Below are 20453 nucleotides of genomic sequence, written 5' to 3'. Positions count from 1 at the left end.
GTAGTCGCGCCTAAGGATGGCATATCTAGTGCCTCTTGATGATTTGCCGCACGAGATCTCGTGTGTGATGTCCCAGAGGTTACAATAACGTTAATTTGTCAGGCAACCGTTCACCCAAATCCAGTTGGGGATGAACCGACTTTTCCCCAATTATGGCGAGGTACTTGAGAATTTTGAGGAATTTGCCATTCGCGCGCTGTCGGAGCGCCGCGGCGCATTTCCATTGACAGTCCATGGTGGGGGCAGTGTATAAGAAAACTGCTGCGTGCCGCCTTATCGGGCGGCACGTTGCGTTTTGGCCGGGCGCACCGTTTGCAGGTGCCTTGCGGCGTCACGGTGACGCTGAAGAATCGGCCGTTTTTGAGGAGTTCAACGAGGTTATGTCCGCGACCGCATTGTTCGGGAATTACGCAAGATCGGAACTGGCATTCGATCACGGGGAAGGTGTCTGGCTGGTGACGGCAGACGGCCGACGATTCCTCGATTGCGGCTCCGGGGTTGCGGTGAACGCGCTCGGACACAGCCACCCACATCTGGTCAAGGCGCTGCAGGAGCAGGCCGGCAAGCTCTGGCACGTTTCCAACCTGCACCAGATCCCGGAAGGGGAACGCCTGGCCCGGCGGCTGTGCGAGGCGACATTTGCCGAAAAGGTGCTGTTCGTGAACTCCGGTGCGGAAGCCATGGAAGCCGCGATCAAATGCGCGCGCCGGTATCACTATGACAACGGTCAGCCCGAACGGTTCCATATCGTCACCTTCGAGGGGGCCTTCCACGGCCGGACGATTGCGACCATCGCTGCCGGCGGCCAGGCCAAGTACCTGGAAGGCTTCGGCCCGAAGGCGCCTGGTTTCGACCAGGTGCCCGTCGGCGATATCGACGCGCTGAAGGCCGCGATCGGACCGCAGACGGCGGCAATCGCGATCGAGCCCATCCAGGGCGAAGGCGGTATCCGCGAGATCCCCGCCGAATTCCTGCGAGCCGTCCGCAAGCTCTGCGACGAAAACGGCCTGTTGCTGATCTATGACGAGATCCAGACCGGTGTCGGACGGACGGGCCAGTTGTTCGCGCACCAGTGGAGCGGTGTCGAGCCGGACCTGATGGCGATTGCCAAGGGCATCGGCGGCGGCTTTCCCATGGGCGCCTGTCTGGCAACCGCCGAAACGGCCGCTGCGCTCGCGCCCGGAACCCATGGCACTACATTCGGCGGCAATCCGCTGGCCATGGCGGTCGGCAATGCGGTGCTGGACGTTGTTCTGTCGGACGGCTTTCTGGAGGACGTCCGGCGCAAGGGGCTCAGTTTCAAGCAGAAGCTGGCCGGTTTCGTGGACAGTCATCCGGCTGTTCTTGGCGAAGTGCGCGGCAATGGCCTGATGCTCGGTCTGAAATGCGTCGTTCCGGTCGGAGACTTTGTCGCGGCTGCACGGGATGCCGGTCTGCTGACGGTTCCTGCGGGCGAAAACGTCGTCCGCATCATGCCGCCGCTGACGATGAGTGAAGACGAAATTGCGATTGCCATGGAGCGCCTTGAAGTGGCCGCCCTGGCAATTGAAACGAACCTGGTGGAAGGAGCGGCCGGATGACCGCCAATGAATCCTATCGGAATTTTCTCGATCTGACCGATTTCGACGGCGATGAGCTGCGCGCCATTCTGGAGGCCGGCAAGAAGATCAAGGCCGGCCGCAATGGTGTGCGCCGCGGCAAAGGCCCGCTGGCCGGCAAGGTGCTGGCGATGATCTTCGAACAGCCGTCGACCCGCACACGCATTTCCTTCGATGTCGGCATGCGTGAACTGGGGGGGGAAACCCTCGTGCTGACCGGAGCGGAAATGCAGCTGGGCCGCGGCGAAACCATTGCCGACACCGCACAGGTGTTGTCGCGCTTCGTCGATGCGGTCATGATCCGCATCCTGGACCACGACCAGCTCAACGAGCTGGCCGAGAATGCCACGGTTCCCGTGATCAACGGTCTGACCAAGGTCTCGCATCCCTGCCAGATCATGGCCGACCTTTTGACATTCGAGGAGCATCGCGGATCGATCAGCGGCAAAAGCGTTGCCTGGACCGGCGACAGCAACAATGTGCTGGCCTCCTGGATCCACGCCGCTCCCCGCTTCGACTTCGAACTGCGCATCGCGACACCGGCGGAGCTGGCACCGCCTCGGGACCTGATTGACGCCGCGCGCGCCAGGGGTGGTTCAATTGTCGTCACCGCGGACCCATATGAGGCTGTCAAGGGAACCGACTGTGTCGTCACCGATTGCTGGGTGTCCATGGGAGACGATGACAATGAAACCCGTCACAATCTCCTCAGCGCCTATCAGGTGAACGAGCGGTTGATGGCCGAGGCAAGGCAGGACGCGCTGTTCATGCATTGCCTGCCGGCCCACCGGGGCGAGGAAGTCACTTCCGAGGTCATGGACGGTCCCAACTCCGTAGTGTTTGACGAAGCCGAAAACCGTCTCCATGCCCAAAAGGGTATCCTGGCCTGGTGTTTCGGCGCAGCTTGAGGCAGAGCCATCGTGGCATTGAATCTTGACCAACTGGGCATCGCACCGGCCGGGCTGGATGCGGTCCGGCCTTTTGCCGTGGAAGCCTTGGACGTGCGCGGCCGTGCCGTCGCTCTCGGACCGGTTTTGCAACAGATCCTGGGACGCCACGCGTATCCGGAGCCGGTATCACGCCTTCTGGCGGAAGCCATCGTGCTCACCAGTCTGCTCGGAACGTCCCTGAAGTTCGACGGCCGGTTTACCCTGCAGACCCAGACCGATGGGCCTGTGTCCATGCTTGTCGTGGACTTCGCGACACCAGACGCGATCCGGGCCTGCGCCACCTTCGACGCGGACGCGGTCGAGGCGCTCATGACGGCCGGCAAGGCAACGCCGGAAACTCTGCTTGGCCATGGGCATCTTGCCATGACCATCGACCAGGGCAAGCACATGCAGCGTTACCAGGGGCTGGTGGAACTGGACGGCGTGTCGCTTGAAGAAGTGGCCCGGCGGTATTTCGAGCGGTCCGAACAGATCCCGACCGAGGTGCGTCTCGGCGTCGGCGAGTTGTTCACCCGCAACGAGGGTGAAGCGCATTCGCGGGCCTGGACTGCCGGCGGTGTGCTGATCCAGTTTCTGCCGGAGTCGCCGGATCGCATGAAGCAGGCCGATATCGATCCGGGCGACGCGCCCGAGGGAACCGAGCCGCATCAGGTCGACGAAGACGACGCCTGGGTGGAAGCCAAGGTGCTGGTCGAGACGGTCAAGGATGTCGAATTGACCGATCCCGAAGTCAGCGTGGAAATGCTGCTGTTCCGTCTGTTCCACGAGCGCGGCGTGCGCCTGTTCGATCCGCAGCCGCTGGCCGACAAATGCAGCTGCTCGCGCCAGAAGATCCAGGGTGTTCTGGCCGGCTTCAGCGCCGACGAGATCGCTGACATGACCGAGGACGGCAAGATCGTCGTCACTTGCGAGTTCTGCAGCAGCCGCTACGAATTTGACGGCTGACTGAGGCTTCCGGCGGACGCAGCTGCGTCCGTCGGTCACATCTCGTTACAAATTTCCGCGTGCCAGAATTAACCTGAAAGGGTAATCGGGTCCTGTATATTGCAGTGCGAAACAGACCTCTCCGTCGAGCACGCAGGACGCATGCCCGTTAACTTGACCCCGAATGGCCCGTGGTACGTTGAACATGTTGCAGTCTTTGGAGCCGGATTCCGGCAAGCAGCCGGTCCCTGAAGTTCTGTCGCCCCTGCGCGGGGAACGGCAGCGCAACTGGAGCCTTGCGCTTGTCCTGAAGGCTGTGTTGCAGGTCCTTCTGGCATTCGCCATTCTGTTCGGCGCGGTCAAGGGGATGAACCTGCTGGTCGCCTCCAAACCGGAAGTCGCCAAGAGGGCCATCCAGGAAACAAGCTATGCCGCAGAAACCGTGACGCTTGTCCGGGGCGAGCATGCGCCCCTTATCAGCGTCTTCGGAGAAACCGCGGCGGGACGGGAAGTGGATCTGCGCGCCCTTGTCGCCGGGGAAGTGGTCGAGGTTCATCCCGACCTGAAGGCGGGCGGAGCCGTCTCCGAAGGCGAGCTGCTGGTGGCCATCGACCGGTTCGACTATGAGGGCGCCCTCACCGAAGCGGAAGCCAATCTTGCCGAAGCGCAGGCCGCGCTGGTCGAGAGCGAAGGCCGTGTCGAGCTTGAAAAGGGCAATGTCGTCAGGGCGGGCGAACAGCTTGAATTTGCTCAAAAGGACCTGCAACGCGCGGAAGATCTTCTCGGCAAGGGCACCGTTACGGAACGCACCCTTGACGACCGCAAGCTGATCGTGTCGCAGCGCCGGCAGACACTGGAACAGGCGCAGAATTCCCTTGCCCTGGAAGAAGCCAGGGTCGTCCAGCAGAATGCCGCGATCAAGCGCCTTGAATGGCGGCTGGAAAATGCCGGGCGCCAGCTTGAAAATACAGTCCTGAAGGCTCCCTTCGATGCCATCGTGCGGTCCCAGTCGGCGGAACTCGGGCGGCTTGTAAGCGTCAACGACGCCATCGTGTCGCTCTACAAGAGCGATACCTTCGACGTTCGGTTCACCCTGTCGGACAATCAGTACGGCCGCCTTCTCGCTGAGACGGGAACGGTCGTCGGCCGTCCGGTCCAGGTCACCTGGTATCTGGGCAACGAGCCGGTCACCTATCCGGCCAGCGTCAGCCGCATCGGCGCGGATGTCGCCAGCAGCCGTGGTGGCGTCGAACTGATTGCATTGGTCGACACTTCCAGTGCGAACGTTCCCTTGCGCCCTGGTGCCTTTGTCGAGGTTTCCCTGTCGGACCGCAGCTACCCGGACAGTTTCCGGATACCGGAAACGGCATTCTACGGCGAGGGCACGGTCTATGTGGTCGAGGAGAGCCGTCTCGTGCCGCGCGAAGTGACGGCGCTCGCGATCGATGACGGTTTCATTCTGGTGACAGGCGCGCTGGCGGACGGGGAGACCCTGTTGGTCACCCGGATTCCGGAAGTCGGCGAAGGGCTGCTGGTGAAGGACGTGTCCGAAAGCGCCGACAACGCAGGGGCGGGCAAGTGACGGAGCGCCCGATGGAGTTCGAAACGCGATCCCGCGGCCTTCTGGAACTGATCGTCCGGCACGCCAATGCGGCCAACCTGATCATGGCGGTCATGGTCCTGTTCGGGGCCTATGGCTTTGCCAAGCTCAACACCCAGTTCTTTCCGACCGTCAAGACCGACCGGATTTCGGTGACCGTGTCCTGGCCGGGGGCCAGCGCGGAGGACGTTGCCGCCAACATTCTGGAGGTGATCGAGCCCGAACTGCGCTTTACCGACGGCCTCGACGAAATCGTCTCCTATGGCCGCGAGGGCAGTGCGTCGGTGCAGATGGAGTTCGTCGAAGGCACCAACATGCAGCAGGCGCTGTCCGATGTGGAACAGGCCGTCGCCGGTGTGACCACGTTGCCGGTCGATTCCGAAACGCCCGTGATCTCGGCTTCGACCTTCACCGACGGGGTTGCCACGCTGGCGCTGCGCGGGCCGTTCTCGGAGGGAGCGCTGAAGGTCTTTGCCCGGCAGATGCGCGACGACCTGCTGGCCCGGGGGATCGACAAGGTCGAACTCTACGGCTACCGGTCGCCCGAATACCTTGTCGAAATTCCCGAGCGCGAGCTGCGCCGTCTGGATCTGACGATCGCCGACGTCGCCGGCGAGATCGCCGGCAACACGATCGACCTGCCGGCGGGCAACCTCGACGGCGCCGTTGAACGCCAGATCCGGGCCCTTTCCGAGGAACGGTCTCCGGAGGCCGTGGGCAGGATCGAAGTCAAGTCCTTTGCTTCGGGCGAGAAAACCCTTGTGAAGGACATCGGTACCGTCGTCCGGGACTTCGACACCAGCGAGAACCAGAGTTTTTCCGCGGGAATGCGGGCGGTCGAACTACAGATCCTGCGGGCGGAAAAGACCGATACGCTGAAGGCGGCCCGGATCGTCGACGACTATCTGGACGAGGTCGGACCACAACTGCCGCGCACGCTTGAAATCCTGAAATACGATGTGCGCGCGGACGCGGTGGAGGGGCGCATCACGCTGCTCGTCGAGAACGGTATCTCCGGGCTGGTGCTGGTTGTCGCCATCCTGTTCCTGTTTTTGAATGCGCGGATCGCGCTCTGGGTGGCCGCGGGCATCCCGGTGGCGATGATGGCGACGATCGGCATCATGTGGCTGATGGGCGAAAGCATCAACATGATCTCCCTGTTCGCGCTGATCATGATGCTCGGGGTGATCGTCGACGACGCCATCGTTGTCGGCGAGCACACGGCGACACGGCAGGGCCTGGGCGACAGTCCGCAGGAAGCGGCGATCAACGGCGCCACCACCATGCTGGCGCCGATCCTTGCCGCGAGCCTGACCACCATCGCCGCTTTCCTGCCGATCCTGCTTGTCGGCGATGTGCTCGGCCAGATCATGGGCACGCTACCCGTGGTCGTGGTCTCGGTCGTGATTGCCTCGCTGGTCGAATGTTTCCTGGTGCTGCCTGGCCACCTGTCCCACGCTCTCGGCAGCCGGCCGGGCTGGAACTGGTGGCGGGTTGTCCTGATCGCGGGGGCGCCGGCCTTTTTCCTGAGCGCGCTGGTTGCCCAGCCGGACATGTCCGTTCCGCCCTATCTCGATCTGATCGACGATCCCCTGCGGGCGATCCGCGAAACCGCTGGCGTCTTTGTCTTCGAACTGGTGGTCGTGACCGTCTGTTTTCTGCTGGCCGTCGCCCTGGAGACCCTGCTGATGGCCATGCGCCGGACCCGGCGGATGCGCGACGAGGAAGACCGGCCGGGCTGGTTTCGCAGGAGCTTCGATGCCGGCTTCAGCTGGGTGCGCGACAATCCATTCCGTGCCCTGGTTTCTGCGGCGGTCGCCTGGCGCTATGTCACGCTCGCCATCGCGATTGCAGCGCTGATCCTTGCTGTCGGCCTTGTCCGTGGCGGCCGAGTCGGCTTCACGTTCTTTCCCTCGCCGGAAGCGGAAAACCTGACCGCGTCGATCTTCTTCCATGCCGGCATTCCCGAGGACGTTGCGATTGACGGCATCCTGCGGATCGAGAGTGCGCTGACACAGGCGGAACAGACGCTTACCGAAGGCACGGGCCAGGATCTTGTGGTCGCGACCTATGCGACGCTCGGCAAGACGGGCAACAACCGGGGCGACAATGTCGCCAACATCACGGTTCAGCTTACCCGGTCTGAGGACCGCACGATCAGGACACCGGAGATCGTCCGGGCCTGGCGGGCCGCAGTTCCCTCTATTCCCGGAACGTCGCGGATCGCGATCGCGGAGCGCCGGGGTGGACCTCCCGGGCGGGATCTCGACATCCGCCTGACCGGAGCGCCCCTGAATGTGCTCAAGGCGGCCGCGCAGGACCTGCAGCAGGAACTCTCCGGTTTTCCCGGAACCAGCGGCGTCGAGGACGATCTGCCCTACGGCAAGCCGGAACTGGTGATCGAGCTGACACCGCGCGGCCGGGCACTCGGCTTCACCGTGGATAGCGCAGCGCGCCAGATCCGCAATGCTTTCGAGGGCACCATTGCGCGGCGGTTCGCGGAAGGCGACGAGGAAGTGGCCGTCCGTGTCAAACAGGTGTTCGATCAGGATGGCACGGCCGCTCTGCGCCGGCTGTCGCTGAAAACGCCCGCCGGCGACTTCGTTCCCCTGACCGAAGTGGTCAGTCTCACCGACGATCAGGGTTTTTCCGTCATTCTGCGGCGCGACGGACGGACCGTGGTTACGGTTGTCGCCGATGTCGACAGCACGGTGACCTCCAACAACCAGATCATCGCCGAACTCAATACGGCGTTCCTGCCGGATCTCGCCGAGCGGTACGGACTGGACTATTCCTTCGCCGGACGCGCCGAAGAGCAGTCGAACGCGTTTTCCGATCTTCTGACCGGGGTGCTGCTGGCGGTTGCCGGGATCTACATCATCCTGGCCGCGATCTTCGCGAGCTACGCGCGGCCGATCGTGGTGATGTCGATCATTCCGTTCGGCATCGTCGGCGCGATTGTCGGCCACTACCTGATGGGCTTCAACCTGACCATTCTCAGCATGATCGGCCTTCTGGGCCTTGCCGGCATCCTGGTCAACAACTCGATCATTCTGGTGGCGCGCTTCGATGAGCGCAAGGCAACGGGCGAGGAGTTGAATGCCGCGGCGGTCGGCTCCAGTTGCGACCGGCTCCGGGCGGTTCTGCTGACCTCCCTGACGACGATCGGCGGCCTGCTGCCGCTGATGTTCGAGACCAGTCTTCAGGCCCAGTTCCTGCTGCCGATGGCGATCACCATCGTGTTCGGCCTCGGCACGGCGACGGCGCTGGTTCTGGTGCTGGTGCCGGCCCTGCTCAAGATCGGTGACGATCTCGGCGGTCTTGTGCGCCTTCGGCGCCGGCGCGACCTGTCTCCCCCGCCGAAGCCCGGCAAAGCGCTCACGCCGGCGGAGTGAGTGTCAAAGCTCCGTGGCGAATGCCGCCGCAGCTTCGGCCGCCGCGGTGATATTGCCGTCGAGGGTGGCCGGGGACTTGCCGCGCGGGCCGAAGTCATGGTTGCCATCCTCCAGCCAGGCCAGCCGGACATGGTCCGCCATGGTGACCGCTTCCAGCTCCGCCCGCGACCCGAAAGGGTCCCGGTCGCCCTGCAGGATCAGCACCGGGCGTTTTGCGTCCTGCAACGGCGCCAGCCGCCACTCCGCTTCCGGCTTGCCGTCCGGATGAAACGGATAGCCGAAGCAGCAAACGCCCTTGACACGCCCGGGCAGGGAGCTGCCGCCGGCCAGCATGGCGGCGACCCGCCCGCCCATGGACTTGCCGCCGACAAGAAGCGGGCCCTCGGTCTCGCCCATCAGGGTCTGCAGGGCTTTCTGGAATTCACTGACAAGCTTGTCGGCGCGGGGAGGCGGCTTCTTCGAACCGCCGCTGCGCCGGCCCGCCATATAGGCGAATTCGAACCGGGCGACGGCGATGTTGTTTTTGCCCAGCGCGGCCGCCAGCCTGTTCATGAACGGGGCATCCATCGGCGCACCGGCCCCGTGGGCCAGCAGCAGCGTCGCCGCAGGCGCCGTCTCGGAAGTGGTTTGGGGCGCGGTATCGGGGCTCAGGTCAGGAGTGGTCCGGAGAAAGGTGCTCATGGTGGTGTGATCTGTCGCAGCGGCAGGAGGGTCGGAAAAGGCTATCATCCCGACCTATAGAGCTGTGCCTGAGCTGGCAAGCCGGTTCGGTTCGAAAGGCTGAAAAGACCAAATGTTTGAACAGATCGACATCAACCTGGTGCGCATGGCCAGTTTTGCGGGCATTTTCGGGCTCATGGCCTTGCTTGAGGCCGGCCTGCCGCGCCGCGAACTGCGCAACGGCCGCCTGAAGCGCTGGCCGACCAACTGGGGCCTGATCCTGCTGGACTCGCTGCTGGTCCGTCTGGTCTTCCCGATCGGCGGTGTCGGCCTGGCACTGCTGGCGGTGGACAACGGCTGGGGCCTGTTCGCTCTCGCCGGTTGGACGGGAGACACATCCCGGATATGGCCAGGGCTGGTTGCGGGGCTGATCACGTTCCTGCTGCTGGATCTGGCGGTCTGGTTCCAGCATCTGGCGTCCCACAAGGTGCCGTTGTTCTGGCGCGTTCACCGGGTTCATCACGCCGACAGCGAGGTCGACGCGACCACGGCCTTGCGGTTTCACCCGGTCGAGATCCTTGTGTCCTTTGTCTGGAAGGGGGCGGTGATCGTGGCCCTGGGCGGCCCGGTCGAGGCGGTGCTGATCTTCGAGATCGTGCTCAACGCGTCGGCGGTGTTCAGCCATGCCAACATCAGGTTGCCGTTACGGCTCGACCGGCTGCTTCGGTTCGCGATCGTGACACCGGACATGCACCGGATCCACCATTCCGTCATCCACCGCGAGACGGATTCCAACTACGGTTTTTACCTGTCCGTCTGGGACCGGCTGTTCGGCACCTACACCGAGGACCCGGAAAAGGGCCAGCAGGGTATGGAGATCGGCCTCGGCCCGTCGCTCACCCCCCGGGCCCATTCCTTCCCCTTCAGCCTGGCGATCCCTTTCCTGAACATCCCGGGACGCCGCAACGGCGGCAAGGATCAGTAGAAACTCAGCGGGAAGTAGCGCAGGTAGAGTTCGCGGTAGATGCCCTTCTGGTAGAGCTGGCGCAGGGCATAGGAGAGGGCGGCGGCCCGTTCCGGGTCGCTCGCGCGGGTGGCAATCGCCATGCCCTCGTCGAAATAGCCCGGTTCCAGCCAGGGCCCGCCGGCAAAGGCGCAGCAGCCGTCGGCGGCTTCGCCGGGCAGCCAGAAGGACAGGCTCAGCCCGTCGCCGAAATGTGCGTCCGCCGCGCCCGATTTGACCGCCTCACGCGCCGCGCGCGCCGTTTCGAAAGGGGTGATCTCAGCTTCCGGCCAGAACCGCCGCGCAAAGGCCTCGTAGCGCGAGCCGGTTTCCACGGCAACCGACAGGCCGGCAAGCGCCTGCTCGTCGAAGTCGGCGGCGGCCTGCGCCGGCACGATGAACCGGGCGGGCAGTTTCAGATAGTCCTCGGTGAAATTGAGCCGCCGCGTGGCGCTCCGGCTGCGGGAAAGGCCTGAAATGATGGCATCGCCTTCCTCCTCGTCGAGGGCCGGCAGCAGCACGTCGAAATCCTTGATGCGCAGCGCGCAGGAACTGCCGAGCTCCTGGCACAGGGCCCGGGCAAGATCCACGTTGAAGCCGGTCAGCCGCCCCTGCGGGTCCCGGAACACGAAGGGCGGGTAGTCGTCGGTCGCCAGAAACTGGATCTTGTCCGGAATGGCACTTGGCCGGTCATGCACGGCTTTCGGATCCCAGAAATTGGGAACACGGACATCGGGCTGCTGGGCGAGGGCGGGTGTCGCGATTGCCACAAGGCAGGTCAAAGCGGTCAGGATCCTGGCGGCTGCCGAGTGGTAGGTCTGGAAAAGAGGCTGTCCGTTGAACACGCTGCAATCCTGAAAGCAGTCCTGGAGGGCGCCCGGCCCGATGGGCCTGCGACAGTCGGGCAAAGACTATCTTACGCCAGCGCGGATTGTCACCATGCCCCGCGCGGCCTGAAAACGTTTTGAGAGGGTTATTCAACAATCTTTGGAGCGGGTGAAGGGAATCGAACCCTCGTCTTAAGCTTGGGAAGCTTCTGCTCTACCATTGAGCTACACCCGCGAAATCGCCTGCCAAGCTTTCTGCGCCCAGTCATGCGGGCTGTCAAGCGGGCATGGATCCGTGTTCCCGGCTTTTCCCACGTACCGATCTTGCACTGCGGCATCAAAATAGCCATGTTCCCGCCTGCGCCGGCAGGTGCCTTGCAACAACAATGGAACGGCAGGTGGACAGGATGCGAAACAGGATCAGGGCGCTGGTGACATCGCGCAACTGGGAAATCGCGATCATTGCCATCATCATGGTGAACGCGGTCACGCTCGGGCTGGAAACGAGCCCTGCGGTCATGAACAGCATGGGTGGGCTGCTGTTGCTGATCGACCGGACCATCCTCGGCATCTTCGTGATCGAGCTGACCCTTCGGCTGTTCGCCCATGGCCCCCGGTTCTTCAGGGACCCGTGGAGCGTGTTCGACTTTGCCATCGTCGCGATTTCGCTGATGCCGGCGACCGGCAACCTGTCCGTCCTGCGCTCCTTGCGGATCCTGCGGGTGCTGCGCCTGATTTCGGTGGTGCCGTCCCTGCGTCGGGTCATCGGCGGGCTGATCTCCGCCCTCCCGGGCATGGGCTCGATCGTCGTTCTGATGGCTCTGGTGTTTTATGTGTTCGCGGTCATGGCGACCAAGCTGTACGGCGAGACCTTCCCGGACTGGTTCGGCAACCTCGGCGCTTCGCTCTACACCCTGTTCCAGATCATGACCCTGGAAAGCTGGTCCATGGGCATCGTGCGCCCGGTCATGGAAGCCTATCCGTATTCGTGGCTGTTCTTCGTGCCTTTCATTCTGTGCACGGCGTTCACGGTGCTGAACCTCTTCATCGGGATCATCGTTTCGGCCATGCAGGAAGAACATGACGCCGAGGCCGACGCCAACCGCCAGGCGATCCATGACGACACCGGTCTGATCCTGGAAGAGGTCAGGGCGCTCAGGGACGAGGTAAAGGCGTTGCGGAGTGACGCGGGCAAAGGGCAGGTCTGATAGGGCGGAGCGTCTGGCCGATCCTTCGAGACAGCGCATGCGCGCTTCCTCAGGATGAGGTCGGGGTACTTGATGGGCTTGACATCGGCAGGTCTTCTTCTTCGTCTTGAGGAGGGCTGAAGGCCCTTTGCGAAGGCCCATCCACTGTCTCCACCTCATCCTGAGGAGGGCTGAAGGCCCGTCTCGAAGGCCCACCCAATGCCTCCACCTCATCCCGAGGAGGGCTGAAGGCCCGTCTCGCAGGCCCACCCAATGCCTCCACCTCATCCCGAGGAGGGCTGAAGGCCCGTCTCGAAGGGCCCACCCACTGTCCCCACCTCATCCCGAGGAGGGCTGCAGGCCCGTCTCGAAGGCCCATCCACTGCCTCCACCTCATCCTGAGGAGGGCTGCAGGCCCGTCTCGAAGGCCCACCCACTGCCTCCACCTCATCCTGAGGAGGGCTGCAGGCCCGTCTCGAAGGCCCACCCACTGCCTCCACCTCATCCTGAGGAGGGCTGCAGGCCCGTCTCGAAGGATCGGCCGCTTGCTCTAAAGTTGCGTCACCGCGTCCTCCGGCCCCTCGACCGTCAGTCTGACGCCGTCTTCCGTGTAGTCCCGGGAAATCACCGTCAGCCCGAGATCCTCGACCCGCCGTTCCAGCTCCGAGCCGGACGCGAATCCGGCGCTCACCTGTTTGCGCAGGATCTTCCTGAAGATCACCAGCTCCGCATGGCCGATGGCGTCCTGGGCAGCGCCTGAATAGGCGCGGGCGAGGCCGCCGCCGCCCAGTTTGGTGCCGCCGAAATAGCGCACGATCAGAACGGCGCAATTGATCAGCTCCGCGCCCTGCAGCACCCGCAGCACCGGCATGCCCGAGGTCCCTGCCGGTTCGCCGTCGTCCTTGCCGCTTTCCTCCACCCGGCCGTCGTCCAGAAGACGCCGGTGCGCCGTGACAATGTGATTGGCTTTTTTGTGCTGCTTGCGCAGTTCCTCCAGCCGCCGGTCAAACAGGTCGACCGGCACCAGATGCGCCAGGAAGCGGGACTTGCGGTCCTCCAGGAAGCCTTCGTAGTCGCGGGTGATGGTCTTGAAGGCCATGGGCTGTCAGGCAGGAGACCGGAAATGCTTGGACAGCTTCAATGCCTGGCCCTGGTAGTTGGAGCCGATGCCCTCGCCGTAGAGCCGTTCGGGCCGTTCTGCCATATGCTCATAGACAAGACGGCCGATGGTCTGGCCGTGTTCGACGATGAAGGGCACGTCGTGGGAGCGCACTTCCAGCACCGCCCGCGAGCCGACACCGCCGGCGCCAGCATGGCCGAAACCGGGATCGAAGAAACCGGCGTAATGCACCCGGAATTCACCCACCAGCGGATCGAACGGCACCATTTCTGCAGCATAGGTCGGCGGCACATGCACGGCTTCCTGGCTGACCAGAATATAGAACGCATTCGGGTCGAGGATCAGTTCCGCGCGTTCGCGCCTGTAGATGGGCTCCCAGAAATCGAGCGGATGCTGCGCCCCGACCTTGTCGACATCGATCAGGCCGGAATGGTGCTTGGCGCGGTAGCCGATCAGGCTTTCGGGGCCGGTGCCTTCCAGGTCGATGGACAATTGCACACCGCCGCCGATGCGCTCGTTGCCGCCGCTCATGAGCGTCTCGGAGGCGTGGATGGCCTCCAGGTCCGCGTCCGGGATCAGCGACTGGCCGCGTCGGAAGCGGATCTGGCTGAGACGCGACCCGTTGCGCACCAGGATCGGGAAGGTGAGGGGCGAGATTTCAGCATAGAGCGGGCCGCGATAGCCCGCCGGAATGGTGTCGAAGGCCAGGCCGTTGTCGGTGATCACCCGGGTGAACACGTCAAGCCGCCCCGTGGAGCTCTTCGGATTGGCGGTGGCCGAAATGTCGGCGGCCAGCGCCAGACCTTCCTGCAGCGGCACGATATAGACGCAGCCCGTTTCCAGGACGGCACCCTCGCTCAGATCGATCGTGTGCAGCTTGAGCTGTTCCAGCCGGTCGGCGACCCTGATGTCGGGCCCGGGCAGAAAACTGGCGCGCACCCGGAAGGCGCTGCTCCCGAGGCGCAGGTCGAGGCTGGCAGGCTGGATCTGCCCGTCGACAGGAGCCGTCCCGGACGAGATTTCACCGGCGGCGAACATGGCCCGGATGATCCGCTCCGGCAGGATGCCCTGCTCGGAAAGGGTTGTGCTGCCGCCGAGGTCCTGATCCGCTGTCACATTCATCGAGATATCCCGTAACAATTCATCCCGTCGTGCTTAGCGGATGCGGCCCGCCGCGCCAACAGGCATTGCGGCTCCTGACGTGTTTTCGGCAAAGATGATTGACCGCTGGCGTATTATCCCTTAGGAAAAACACACTTCGTGGTGATTTGGGCCGGCCGGCTTGCAGCCACGTTAAACAAGTTGCTAAATAGGCCGGAGGTGCAAACCCCGGTCTTGAGGCTGGGGTTTTTTGCGTTTGGAGCACGAGTGACATGACTGAGACCACCAAGACCGGAAACAAGAGCTGGCGTCCCGCGACCACCCTGGTGCATGGCGGCACCATGCGCTCGCCCTTTGGTGAAACCTCGGAGACCCTCTATCTGACGCAGGGCTTCACCTATGACAGCGCGGAAGCCGCGGAGGCGCGCTTCAACGGCGAGGATCCGGGATATGTCTATTCCCGCTATGCCAACCCGACCGTGACCATGTTCGAGGACCGCATCAAGGCGCTGGAAGGCGCCGAGGCCGCGCGCGGCACCGCCAGCGGCATGGCCGCGGTCAACCTGGCTTTGATGGCCTCGGTCAGGGCGGGCGACCATGTCATCGCCGCCAAGGCGCTGTTCGGCTCCTGCCGCTATATATGCGAGACGCTGCTACCGCGTTTCGGTGTCGAAAGCACTTTGGTTGACGGCACCGACATCGACCAGTGGAAAGCCGCGGTGCGCCCGAACACGAAGGCGCTGTTCCTGGAAAGCCCGACCAACCCGACGCTGGAAGTGATCGACATTGCCGCCGTGGCCGCGATCGCGAAGGAAGCCGGCGCCCGGCTGATCGTCGACAATGTCTTCGCCACGCCGCTCTACCAGTCGCCCTTGCAGCTCGGCGCCGACGTGGTGGTCTATTCCGCCACCAAGCACATCGACGGTCAGGGCCGGTGCCTGGGGGGCGTGGTTCTTTCCGACGAGGAATGGATCGTCGACGAGGTCATGCCCTTCATCAAGCACACCGGCCCGCACATGAGCCCGTTCAGCGCCTGGGTGCTGCTGAAAGGACTTGAAACCCTGCCGGTCCGCGTTGCCCGCCAGAGTGAAACAGCGGGCACGATCGCCGATTTCCTGGCTGGACAAGCGAAGGTCACGCGGCTGATCTACCCGGGCCGGGAGGACCACCCGCAGGCCGAGGTCGTCAAGCGCCAGATGCGTGCCGGTTCGACGATGATCGCCCTTGAGGTCGATGGCGGCAAGGAGGCGGCGTTCCGCTTCACCAATGCACTGGACCTGATCCGCATCTCCAACAATCTGGGCGATGCCAAGAGTCTGATCACCCATCCGGCGACCACGACCCACCAGTCCATCGGCGAGGAGGCCCGCGACGAACTCGGGATCACCGACGGCATTTTGCGCCTGTCGGTCGGCCTGGAGGACCCGCAGGATCTTCTGGAAGATGTCGAGAAGGCGCTGGCGGCGGTGTGAGGCACAGTGAATTCGGGCAGCTTCTCGGACAACGTCAACCGGGAGTGGCTGGAGCGGTTTTTCTCAGGGCGCCCCCCCACCCCTACCCCCTCCCCACAAGGGGGAGGGGGACTTGCTCCGAGCCGATCGCCTTGGCTTTTTCCAAGTTGACAGGTTGCGGTGCGGCGTAGTTGGGATCCTTGGCGCAGCGGGATTCCCCTCCTCCTTGTGGGGAGGGGTTAGGGGTGGGGGTCTTGAATAAGGAACAGCTGTGTAGTCTTGACCAAACCCCCATACCGAAAAACAACAAACCTCAATCCGGATGAAGCGCCCTGACCCCGATCAGAACCCGTGCACCGGCCGAGACCAGGCAGACCGCGGCAAAACCCCAGGCCAGCACGGGAAACCAGCCGGGCACAAGCGCCATCAGGAGGAACAGGGCGATGGTCTCCGTGCCCTCGGCGAGACCGCCCAGGTAATAGAGCGACTTCTGGCCCTGGGTGGCGGTCGCAAGGCTGTTTTTCTCCGCCATGATCGCAAAGGCGAGAAAGGCGGAGCCGTTGGCATAGAAGCTGGCCAGCAGGGCCGCGGCGGCAAGCGCATTGGCTTGCGGGTCCAGGATCGCGAAGGCCAGCGGGATGGCGCCGTAGAAGAAGAAATCCAGGGTGATGTCGAGAAAACCGCCCAGGTCGGTCTTGCGGGTGGCCCGGGCAACCGCACCGTCCAGGCCGTCGGCGAGCCGGTTGAGGGCGATCAGGAACAGGCCGGTCAGCACGTATCCGGTGGCAATCGCGAATGCCGCGCCCATGCCGAGAGCAAATCCGGTCAGGGTGACGGTGTTCGGGCCGACACCGGCGCGGGCCAGAAGGTGCCCCATCTGATTGAGCGGCGGGTCGATCAGCGGCCGCAGGCGTGCGTCGAGCATCAGTTGGCGTGTCTTTCATGTGAAGTCTGCCATCTACATGCGAAATCCGTCTGCAAATCACAAGCAAATCCGGCGCCGGATCACACAAGCCTCTTTCACGCTTGTGTCATTCGCCCTATAAGCGCCTCCTGAATGAAAGGCTCCAGGGCCCATCGGGATCCGGGACGTATCTCCCGCGGCGAAGGAGGCGGTGAATTTTCCGCCCGATATCGTCGATCCGTCCGCGCGGTGGCGGAGCCTGAACGCAAAAGGAATAATCGTGTCCGGCAGTTACAGCGCCATCACAGAAGGGATCGAGGTTTCGGTCGAGCCGTTTTACATGGACGATGAATCACGGCCGGAAGATCGCGAGTTCATCTGGGCCTATATGGTCGAAATCCACAATGGCGGCGACGAACCGGTCCAGTTGAAGACGCGCTTCTGGCAGATCACCGACGCGATGGGGCGCCAGGAGGAAGTGAGCGGCGAAGGGGTCGTCGGCGAGCAGCCGGTGATCGAGCCGGGCGAGACCTACGAATATTCCTCCCACTGCCCGCTTTCGACCGATAGCGGCATCATGGCCGGCGCCTATTCGATGGAGCGGCCCGACGGATCCCGGTTCGATGTCGTCATCCCGGCCTTCTCTCTGGACCTGCCGGACGCCATCCACAGCCTCAACTGACTGCGATTGACCGCGCGCCTGCCGCCGTCAGATGCTCCACAGGGCGCCGACAAAGCCAAGCAGCAGCCAGAGGATCCATTTGCGCCGGTTGAAGGCGGTCAGCAGGGTCACCGCGAGAATGCCGAAGGTCAGATAGATCGCGTGTCCGGCAAAACCGGTTCCCAGAACAAGGGCGAACAGATCCGGATCGCGGTCCTTGGCCAGATGGAAATGGTGTTCGGCGAACATCACCAGCGAATCCGCGGCCAGCCCGCACAGGTAGCCGGCAAAGGCGATCATCATGCGCTGGCCCCAGTTGACCGGCTTCGGCTCGGCCCGTCGGTAGACACGGCGCATGCCGCGCGCATCGAGCCGCCCGTAACCGACCCGCTGACGGTAACGCCGCAGCGGGTAGCGGACACTGGCCTCATTTTCGAACGTGCGACTGACTGACATCCGGTTCCACCCTGCTTGCGTCCTGCCGGGAGAGCGGCGGTGACGCAGCGCCAGTCTCCCTTACCCCTAGGGTATTAGGTCACGGCGTTTTAGCGAGTGGAAAACAAAATCGCTCCAATTTGAGCGATCTCCGCAATTGTGCATTCAAGAGGCACGGAACGGCCGTATGGGCGGCAAGCTGCCGGGCCGAGGGACGCCTCAGTCCGTCCGGTGCCTTGCGATGGCGCCGCGTTCGATGGCCGCCACGGTCAGCTTGTCGAGGGTGAACCGGTCGCGCAGCAATTGCAGGATGCGCAGCTCTTCCTTTTCCACATGCAGGTCGGCCGCGGCCACTTCCACCGCCAGGGCGTAAGCGGTGTCATAGAGCTTCGCCGGCAGCACGTCGCCGACCAGTTCCAGAACCAGGCGCAGGCCGTCGTCTTCCTGCAGGATATCGCCGCAGCGTTGCGCGGCCGGAATGAGCCGGCTGGCGTCATAGCCGTCGAAGATCGGCAGCATCTTGATCATGTCGCCGATGGTGGCCAGTTCCTTGTCGGTCATCTCGTTGTCCGACGCGGAAACGATGACCATCACGTAGATAAGGGCTTCCTGAACGCTGATTGGCTCGTTGCTAGACACTATTCATTCTCCAGTGGCGCCTGTTCAAAGGCGAATTGAATGCTCCGTTTATAGGGTCGGCGACAAAGCTTCAAGTCACGGACTGGCAACATGAGACCGACTGTCGGCTGGAAAACGGGGAGCGGCCGGTATTGAGGACACCGCAGATGAGATTGCACAAAATAGACGGTTGATCTAGTGTCGCGCCGCAGCATAAGGCGCGGTTACCCCAAAACCGGCCGGACCTGTCTTTCACCCACTCTTTTGCTACGAAACGACACGAGAACATGACCGAACAATCCCTGCCTCCGCTTGACCTTTCGCAAGAGTTTGTCGAGGCGGCCCGGAAATCGAAAGCCTGGCCGTTCGAAGAAGCGCGAAAACTGGTCAAACGGATCGAAAACAGGGGATCAGAAAAACCGGTCCTGTTCGAAACCGGCTACGGGCCGTCCGGCCTGCCGCATATCGGCACCTTCGGCGAGGTGTTGCGCACGACCATGGTGCGCACGGCGTTCCGCCTGCTGACCGAAGACAAGGTCCCGACCCGTCTGCTGTGCTTTTCCGACGACATGGACGGCATGCGCAAGATCCCGGAAAACGTGCCGGACCGCGCGGCGCTGGAGCCTTATCTGCAGATGCCGCTGAGCGCGGTGCCGAACCCGTTCGGCGGTGACTATGACAGCTTTGCGGCCCACAACAACGCCATGTTGCGCCGGTTCCTGGACACGTTCGGCTTCGACTACGAGTTCGCGAGCGCGACCGAGTATTACGCCTCCGGCAAGTTCGACGACGTGCTGCTCAGGGCGACCGAGAAATACCGGAAGATCATGGACGTGATGCTGCCGACGCTCGGGGCGGAACGCCAGGCGACCTATTCGCCGTTCCTGCCGCTCTCGCCGACGTCGGGCCGCGTGCTTTACGTGCCGATGAAGGACGTCAATGCCAAGGACGGCACGATCACCTTCGAGGACGAGACCGGCGAGGACATCACGGTTCCGGTCACCGGCGGCAAGGTGAAGCTGCAGTGGAAGCCGGACTTCGGCATGCGCTGGGCAGCCCTCGACGTGGATTTCGAGATGTTCGGCAAGGATCACATGACCAACGCGCCGATCTACGACAAGATCTGCAACATCCTGGGCGGCAAGGCTCCGGAACACTACGTCTATGAATTGTTCCTGGACGAAAACGGCGAGAAGATCTCCAAGTCCAAGGGCAATGGCCTGTCCATCGACGAGTGGCTGACCTATGCCTCGCCGGAAAGCCTCGCGCTCTACAACTACCAGAAGCCGAAGACGGCCAAGAAGCTCTATTTCGACGTCATTCCGAAGGCTGTCGACGAATACTATACCTTCCTCCAGAAATACCAGCAGATGCCGGTCGAACAGAAGCTGCAGAACCCGGCCTGGCATATTCATTCGGGCAATATTCCGAAGATCGACATGCCGGTGCCTTTCGCGATGCTGCTGAACCTCGTGTCCGCCTCCAACGCGGACAACAAGGATGTGCTGTGGGCCTTCATCTCGCGCTATGCGGCGGGCGTGACCGCGGCAACGCATCCGGAACTCGATGCGCTGGTCGGCTACGCGATCCGGTATTTCGACGACTTCGTCAAACCGAAGAAATCGTTCCGGGCGCCGGACGAGGTCGAGCGGACCGCGCTTCAGCAACTTGATGAGAAACTGGCTTCCTTGCCGGCCGATGCGGACGGAGCTGCCATCCAGGACGCGGTTCTGGATGTGGCCCGTGCGATCGAGCGCTATCAGGACCCTTCGAAGAAAGGTCCCGATGGCGGTCCGGGCGTGTCGGTGGCCTGGTTCTCCGCTCTCTACCAGCTCCTGCTCGGCCAGGAAAAAGGCCCCCGCTTCGGCTCCTTCGTGGCGCTGTACGGCATCGCGGAAACCCGCGAAATGATCCGCAAGGCTCTCGCAGGCGAACTGGCCGCCTGAGCCGAAACCAACAGATCAGCGGCACTGCTGCGTGCCGCTGATCCGGGCGACCTTCAAAGGCGCGGGCAACCGT

At 63.3% G+C, this 20453-nt stretch carries 17 protein-coding genes, 1 tRNA gene and 1 riboswitch; of the genes, 10 read left to right on the top strand and 8 right to left on the bottom strand.

Features of this window, described 5'->3' with window-relative positions; genetic code table 11:
• Nucleotides 1-380: 380 nt before the first annotated feature.
• From AC0VX3_RS21615 to AC0VX3_RS21595, 5 genes are all read left to right on the top strand, one after another.
• Nucleotides 381-1580 carry an acetylornithine transaminase gene (locus AC0VX3_RS21615; protein WP_475522244.1) on the top strand — a complete coding sequence of 400 codons (1200 nt, stop codon included), beginning with the start codon at nucleotides 381-383 and terminating at the stop codon, nucleotides 1578-1580.
• Entirely contained in the window at nucleotides 1577-2506 is a 930-nt protein-coding gene (argF, locus tag AC0VX3_RS21610; protein WP_475522243.1) for an ornithine carbamoyltransferase, read from the top strand. The genes AC0VX3_RS21615 and argF overlap by 4 nt, the downstream gene beginning before the upstream one ends.
• Before the next feature lie 12 nt (nucleotides 2507-2518).
• Entirely contained in the window at nucleotides 2519-3493 is a 975-nt protein-coding gene (locus AC0VX3_RS21605) for an Hsp33 family molecular chaperone (protein WP_475522242.1), read from the top strand.
• A gap of 184 nt (nucleotides 3494-3677) precedes the next feature.
• Nucleotides 3678-5054, top strand: coding sequence for an efflux RND transporter periplasmic adaptor subunit (locus AC0VX3_RS21600; protein ID WP_475522241.1), 1377 nt, complete (start codon nucleotides 3678-3680; stop codon nucleotides 5052-5054).
• 11 nt (nucleotides 5055-5065) lie between these two features.
• On the top strand, nucleotides 5066-8467 hold the full coding sequence (locus tag AC0VX3_RS21595; RefSeq protein ID WP_475522240.1) for an efflux RND transporter permease subunit: 3402 nt from the start codon (nucleotides 5066-5068) through the stop codon (nucleotides 8465-8467).
• A gap of 3 nt (nucleotides 8468-8470) precedes the next feature.
• Here AC0VX3_RS21595 and AC0VX3_RS21590 read toward each other — a convergent pair whose 3' ends face one another.
• Nucleotides 8471-9148, bottom strand: a complete 678-nt coding sequence (locus tag AC0VX3_RS21590; RefSeq protein ID WP_475522239.1) for an alpha/beta family hydrolase — start codon at nucleotides 9146-9148, stop codon at nucleotides 8471-8473.
• A gap of 112 nt (nucleotides 9149-9260) precedes the next feature.
• On the opposite strand from AC0VX3_RS21590, the gene AC0VX3_RS21585 reads away from it, so the two are divergent.
• Entirely contained in the window at nucleotides 9261-10112 is an 852-nt protein-coding gene (locus AC0VX3_RS21585) for a sterol desaturase family protein (protein ID WP_475522238.1), read from the top strand.
• Here AC0VX3_RS21585 and AC0VX3_RS21580 read toward each other — a convergent pair.
• Together AC0VX3_RS21580 and AC0VX3_RS21575 are read right to left on the bottom strand one after the other, a co-directional pair.
• Nucleotides 10106-10975, bottom strand: a complete 870-nt coding sequence (locus AC0VX3_RS21580; RefSeq protein WP_475522237.1) for a transporter substrate-binding domain-containing protein — start codon at nucleotides 10973-10975, stop codon at nucleotides 10106-10108. The genes AC0VX3_RS21585 and AC0VX3_RS21580 overlap by 7 nt on opposite strands.
• A 143-nt stretch (nucleotides 10976-11118) precedes the next feature.
• Nucleotides 11119-11192 (bottom strand) — tRNA-Gly (locus AC0VX3_RS21575).
• A 172-nt stretch (nucleotides 11193-11364) separates the two neighbouring features.
• Between AC0VX3_RS21575 and AC0VX3_RS21570 the strand changes: the two genes are divergently transcribed.
• A complete protein-coding gene (locus AC0VX3_RS21570; RefSeq protein ID WP_475522236.1) occupies nucleotides 11365-12165 on the top strand; it encodes an ion transporter in 801 nt (266 codons plus the stop codon).
• A 529-nt stretch (nucleotides 12166-12694) separates the two neighbouring features.
• Here the strand turns inward: AC0VX3_RS21570 and AC0VX3_RS21565 are convergent.
• Both AC0VX3_RS21565 and AC0VX3_RS21560 read right to left on the bottom strand, forming a co-directional pair.
• Nucleotides 12695-13243 (bottom strand): IMPACT family protein, encoded by a 549-nt coding sequence (locus tag AC0VX3_RS21565; RefSeq protein WP_475522235.1) that lies wholly within the window; start codon nucleotides 13241-13243, stop codon nucleotides 12695-12697.
• 6 nt (nucleotides 13244-13249) lie between these two features.
• Nucleotides 13250-14386: a 2'-deoxycytidine 5'-triphosphate deaminase gene (locus tag AC0VX3_RS21560; RefSeq protein ID WP_475522234.1), complete on the bottom strand. Its 1137-nt coding sequence runs from the start codon at nucleotides 14384-14386 to the stop codon at nucleotides 13250-13252.
• 128 nt (nucleotides 14387-14514) lie between these two features.
• Nucleotides 14515-14594: riboswitch (SAM riboswitch) on the top strand.
• Nucleotides 14595-14637: 43 nt separating this feature from the next.
• Between AC0VX3_RS21560 and AC0VX3_RS21555 the strand changes: the two genes are divergently transcribed.
• Nucleotides 14638-15837, top strand: a complete 1200-nt coding sequence (locus AC0VX3_RS21555) for an O-succinylhomoserine sulfhydrylase (RefSeq protein ID WP_475522233.1) — start codon at nucleotides 14638-14640, stop codon at nucleotides 15835-15837.
• Nucleotides 15838-16129: 292 nt separating this feature from the next.
• On the opposite strand, the gene AC0VX3_RS21550 is transcribed toward AC0VX3_RS21555, so the two are convergent.
• Complete coding sequence (locus tag AC0VX3_RS21550) at nucleotides 16130-16741, bottom strand: CDP-alcohol phosphatidyltransferase family protein (protein ID WP_475522232.1); 612 nt, start codon at nucleotides 16739-16741, stop codon at nucleotides 16130-16132.
• 319 nt (nucleotides 16742-17060) lie between these two features.
• Here AC0VX3_RS21550 and apaG point away from each other — a divergent pair, with 319 nt between their 5' ends.
• Nucleotides 17061-17402 carry a Co2+/Mg2+ efflux protein ApaG gene (apaG, locus tag AC0VX3_RS21545; protein ID WP_475525228.1) on the top strand — a complete coding sequence of 114 codons (342 nt, stop codon included), beginning with the start codon at nucleotides 17061-17063 and terminating at the stop codon, nucleotides 17400-17402.
• A 27-nt stretch (nucleotides 17403-17429) separates the two neighbouring features.
• Here the strand turns inward: apaG and AC0VX3_RS21540 are convergent, their stop codons facing one another.
• Both AC0VX3_RS21540 and AC0VX3_RS21535 read right to left on the bottom strand, forming a co-directional pair.
• A complete protein-coding gene (locus AC0VX3_RS21540; protein ID WP_342894484.1) occupies nucleotides 17430-17837 on the bottom strand; it encodes a hypothetical protein in 408 nt (135 codons plus the stop codon).
• A 198-nt stretch (nucleotides 17838-18035) separates the two neighbouring features.
• Entirely contained in the window at nucleotides 18036-18407 is a 372-nt protein-coding gene (locus tag AC0VX3_RS21535) for a tellurite resistance TerB family protein (RefSeq protein ID WP_475525227.1), read from the bottom strand.
• 314 nt (nucleotides 18408-18721) lie between these two features.
• On the opposite strand from AC0VX3_RS21535, the gene AC0VX3_RS21530 reads away from it, so the two are divergent.
• Nucleotides 18722-20380 (top strand): lysine--tRNA ligase, encoded by a 1659-nt coding sequence (locus tag AC0VX3_RS21530; RefSeq protein ID WP_475522231.1) that lies wholly within the window; start codon nucleotides 18722-18724, stop codon nucleotides 20378-20380.
• Nucleotides 20381-20453: the final 73 nt, after the last annotated feature.

This window comes from Roseibium sp. QJM3NY_11, assembly GCF_056173175.1.
Note: the sequence above shows the minus strand (reverse complement) of the source record. Positions and strands in the feature narration are given on the sequence as shown.

Coding starts and splice junctions, on each gene's coding strand:
- AC0VX3_RS21615 (WP_475522244.1), top strand. CDS start 381: ATGTCCGCGACCGCATTGTTCGGGAATTACGCAAGATCGGAACTGGCA.
- AC0VX3_RS21565 (WP_475522235.1), bottom strand. CDS start 13,243: ATGGCCTTCAAGACCATCACCCGCGACTACGAAGGCTTCCTGGAGGAC.
- argF (WP_475522243.1), top strand. CDS start 1,577: ATGACCGCCAATGAATCCTATCGGAATTTTCTCGATCTGACCGATTTC.
- AC0VX3_RS21570 (WP_475522236.1), top strand. CDS start 11,365: ATGCGAAACAGGATCAGGGCGCTGGTGACATCGCGCAACTGGGAAATC.
- AC0VX3_RS21550 (WP_475522232.1), bottom strand. CDS start 16,741: ATGCTCGACGCACGCCTGCGGCCGCTGATCGACCCGCCGCTCAATCAG.
- apaG (WP_475525228.1), top strand. CDS start 17,061: ATGGACGATGAATCACGGCCGGAAGATCGCGAGTTCATCTGGGCCTAT.
- AC0VX3_RS21585 (WP_475522238.1), top strand. CDS start 9,261: ATGTTTGAACAGATCGACATCAACCTGGTGCGCATGGCCAGTTTTGCG.
- AC0VX3_RS21560 (WP_475522234.1), bottom strand. CDS start 14,386: ATGAATGTGACAGCGGATCAGGACCTCGGCGGCAGCACAACCCTTTCC.
- AC0VX3_RS21540 (WP_342894484.1), bottom strand. CDS start 17,837: ATGTCAGTCAGTCGCACGTTCGAAAATGAGGCCAGTGTCCGCTACCCG.
- AC0VX3_RS21595 (WP_475522240.1), top strand. CDS start 5,066: ATGGAGTTCGAAACGCGATCCCGCGGCCTTCTGGAACTGATCGTCCGG.
- AC0VX3_RS21535 (WP_475525227.1), bottom strand. CDS start 18,407: ATGGTCATCGTTTCCGCGTCGGACAACGAGATGACCGACAAGGAACTG.
- AC0VX3_RS21590 (WP_475522239.1), bottom strand. CDS start 9,148: ATGAGCACCTTTCTCCGGACCACTCCTGACCTGAGCCCCGATACCGCG.
- AC0VX3_RS21555 (WP_475522233.1), top strand. CDS start 14,638: ATGACTGAGACCACCAAGACCGGAAACAAGAGCTGGCGTCCCGCGACC.
- AC0VX3_RS21600 (WP_475522241.1), top strand. CDS start 3,678: ATGTTGCAGTCTTTGGAGCCGGATTCCGGCAAGCAGCCGGTCCCTGAA.
- AC0VX3_RS21530 (WP_475522231.1), top strand. CDS start 18,722: ATGACCGAACAATCCCTGCCTCCGCTTGACCTTTCGCAAGAGTTTGTC.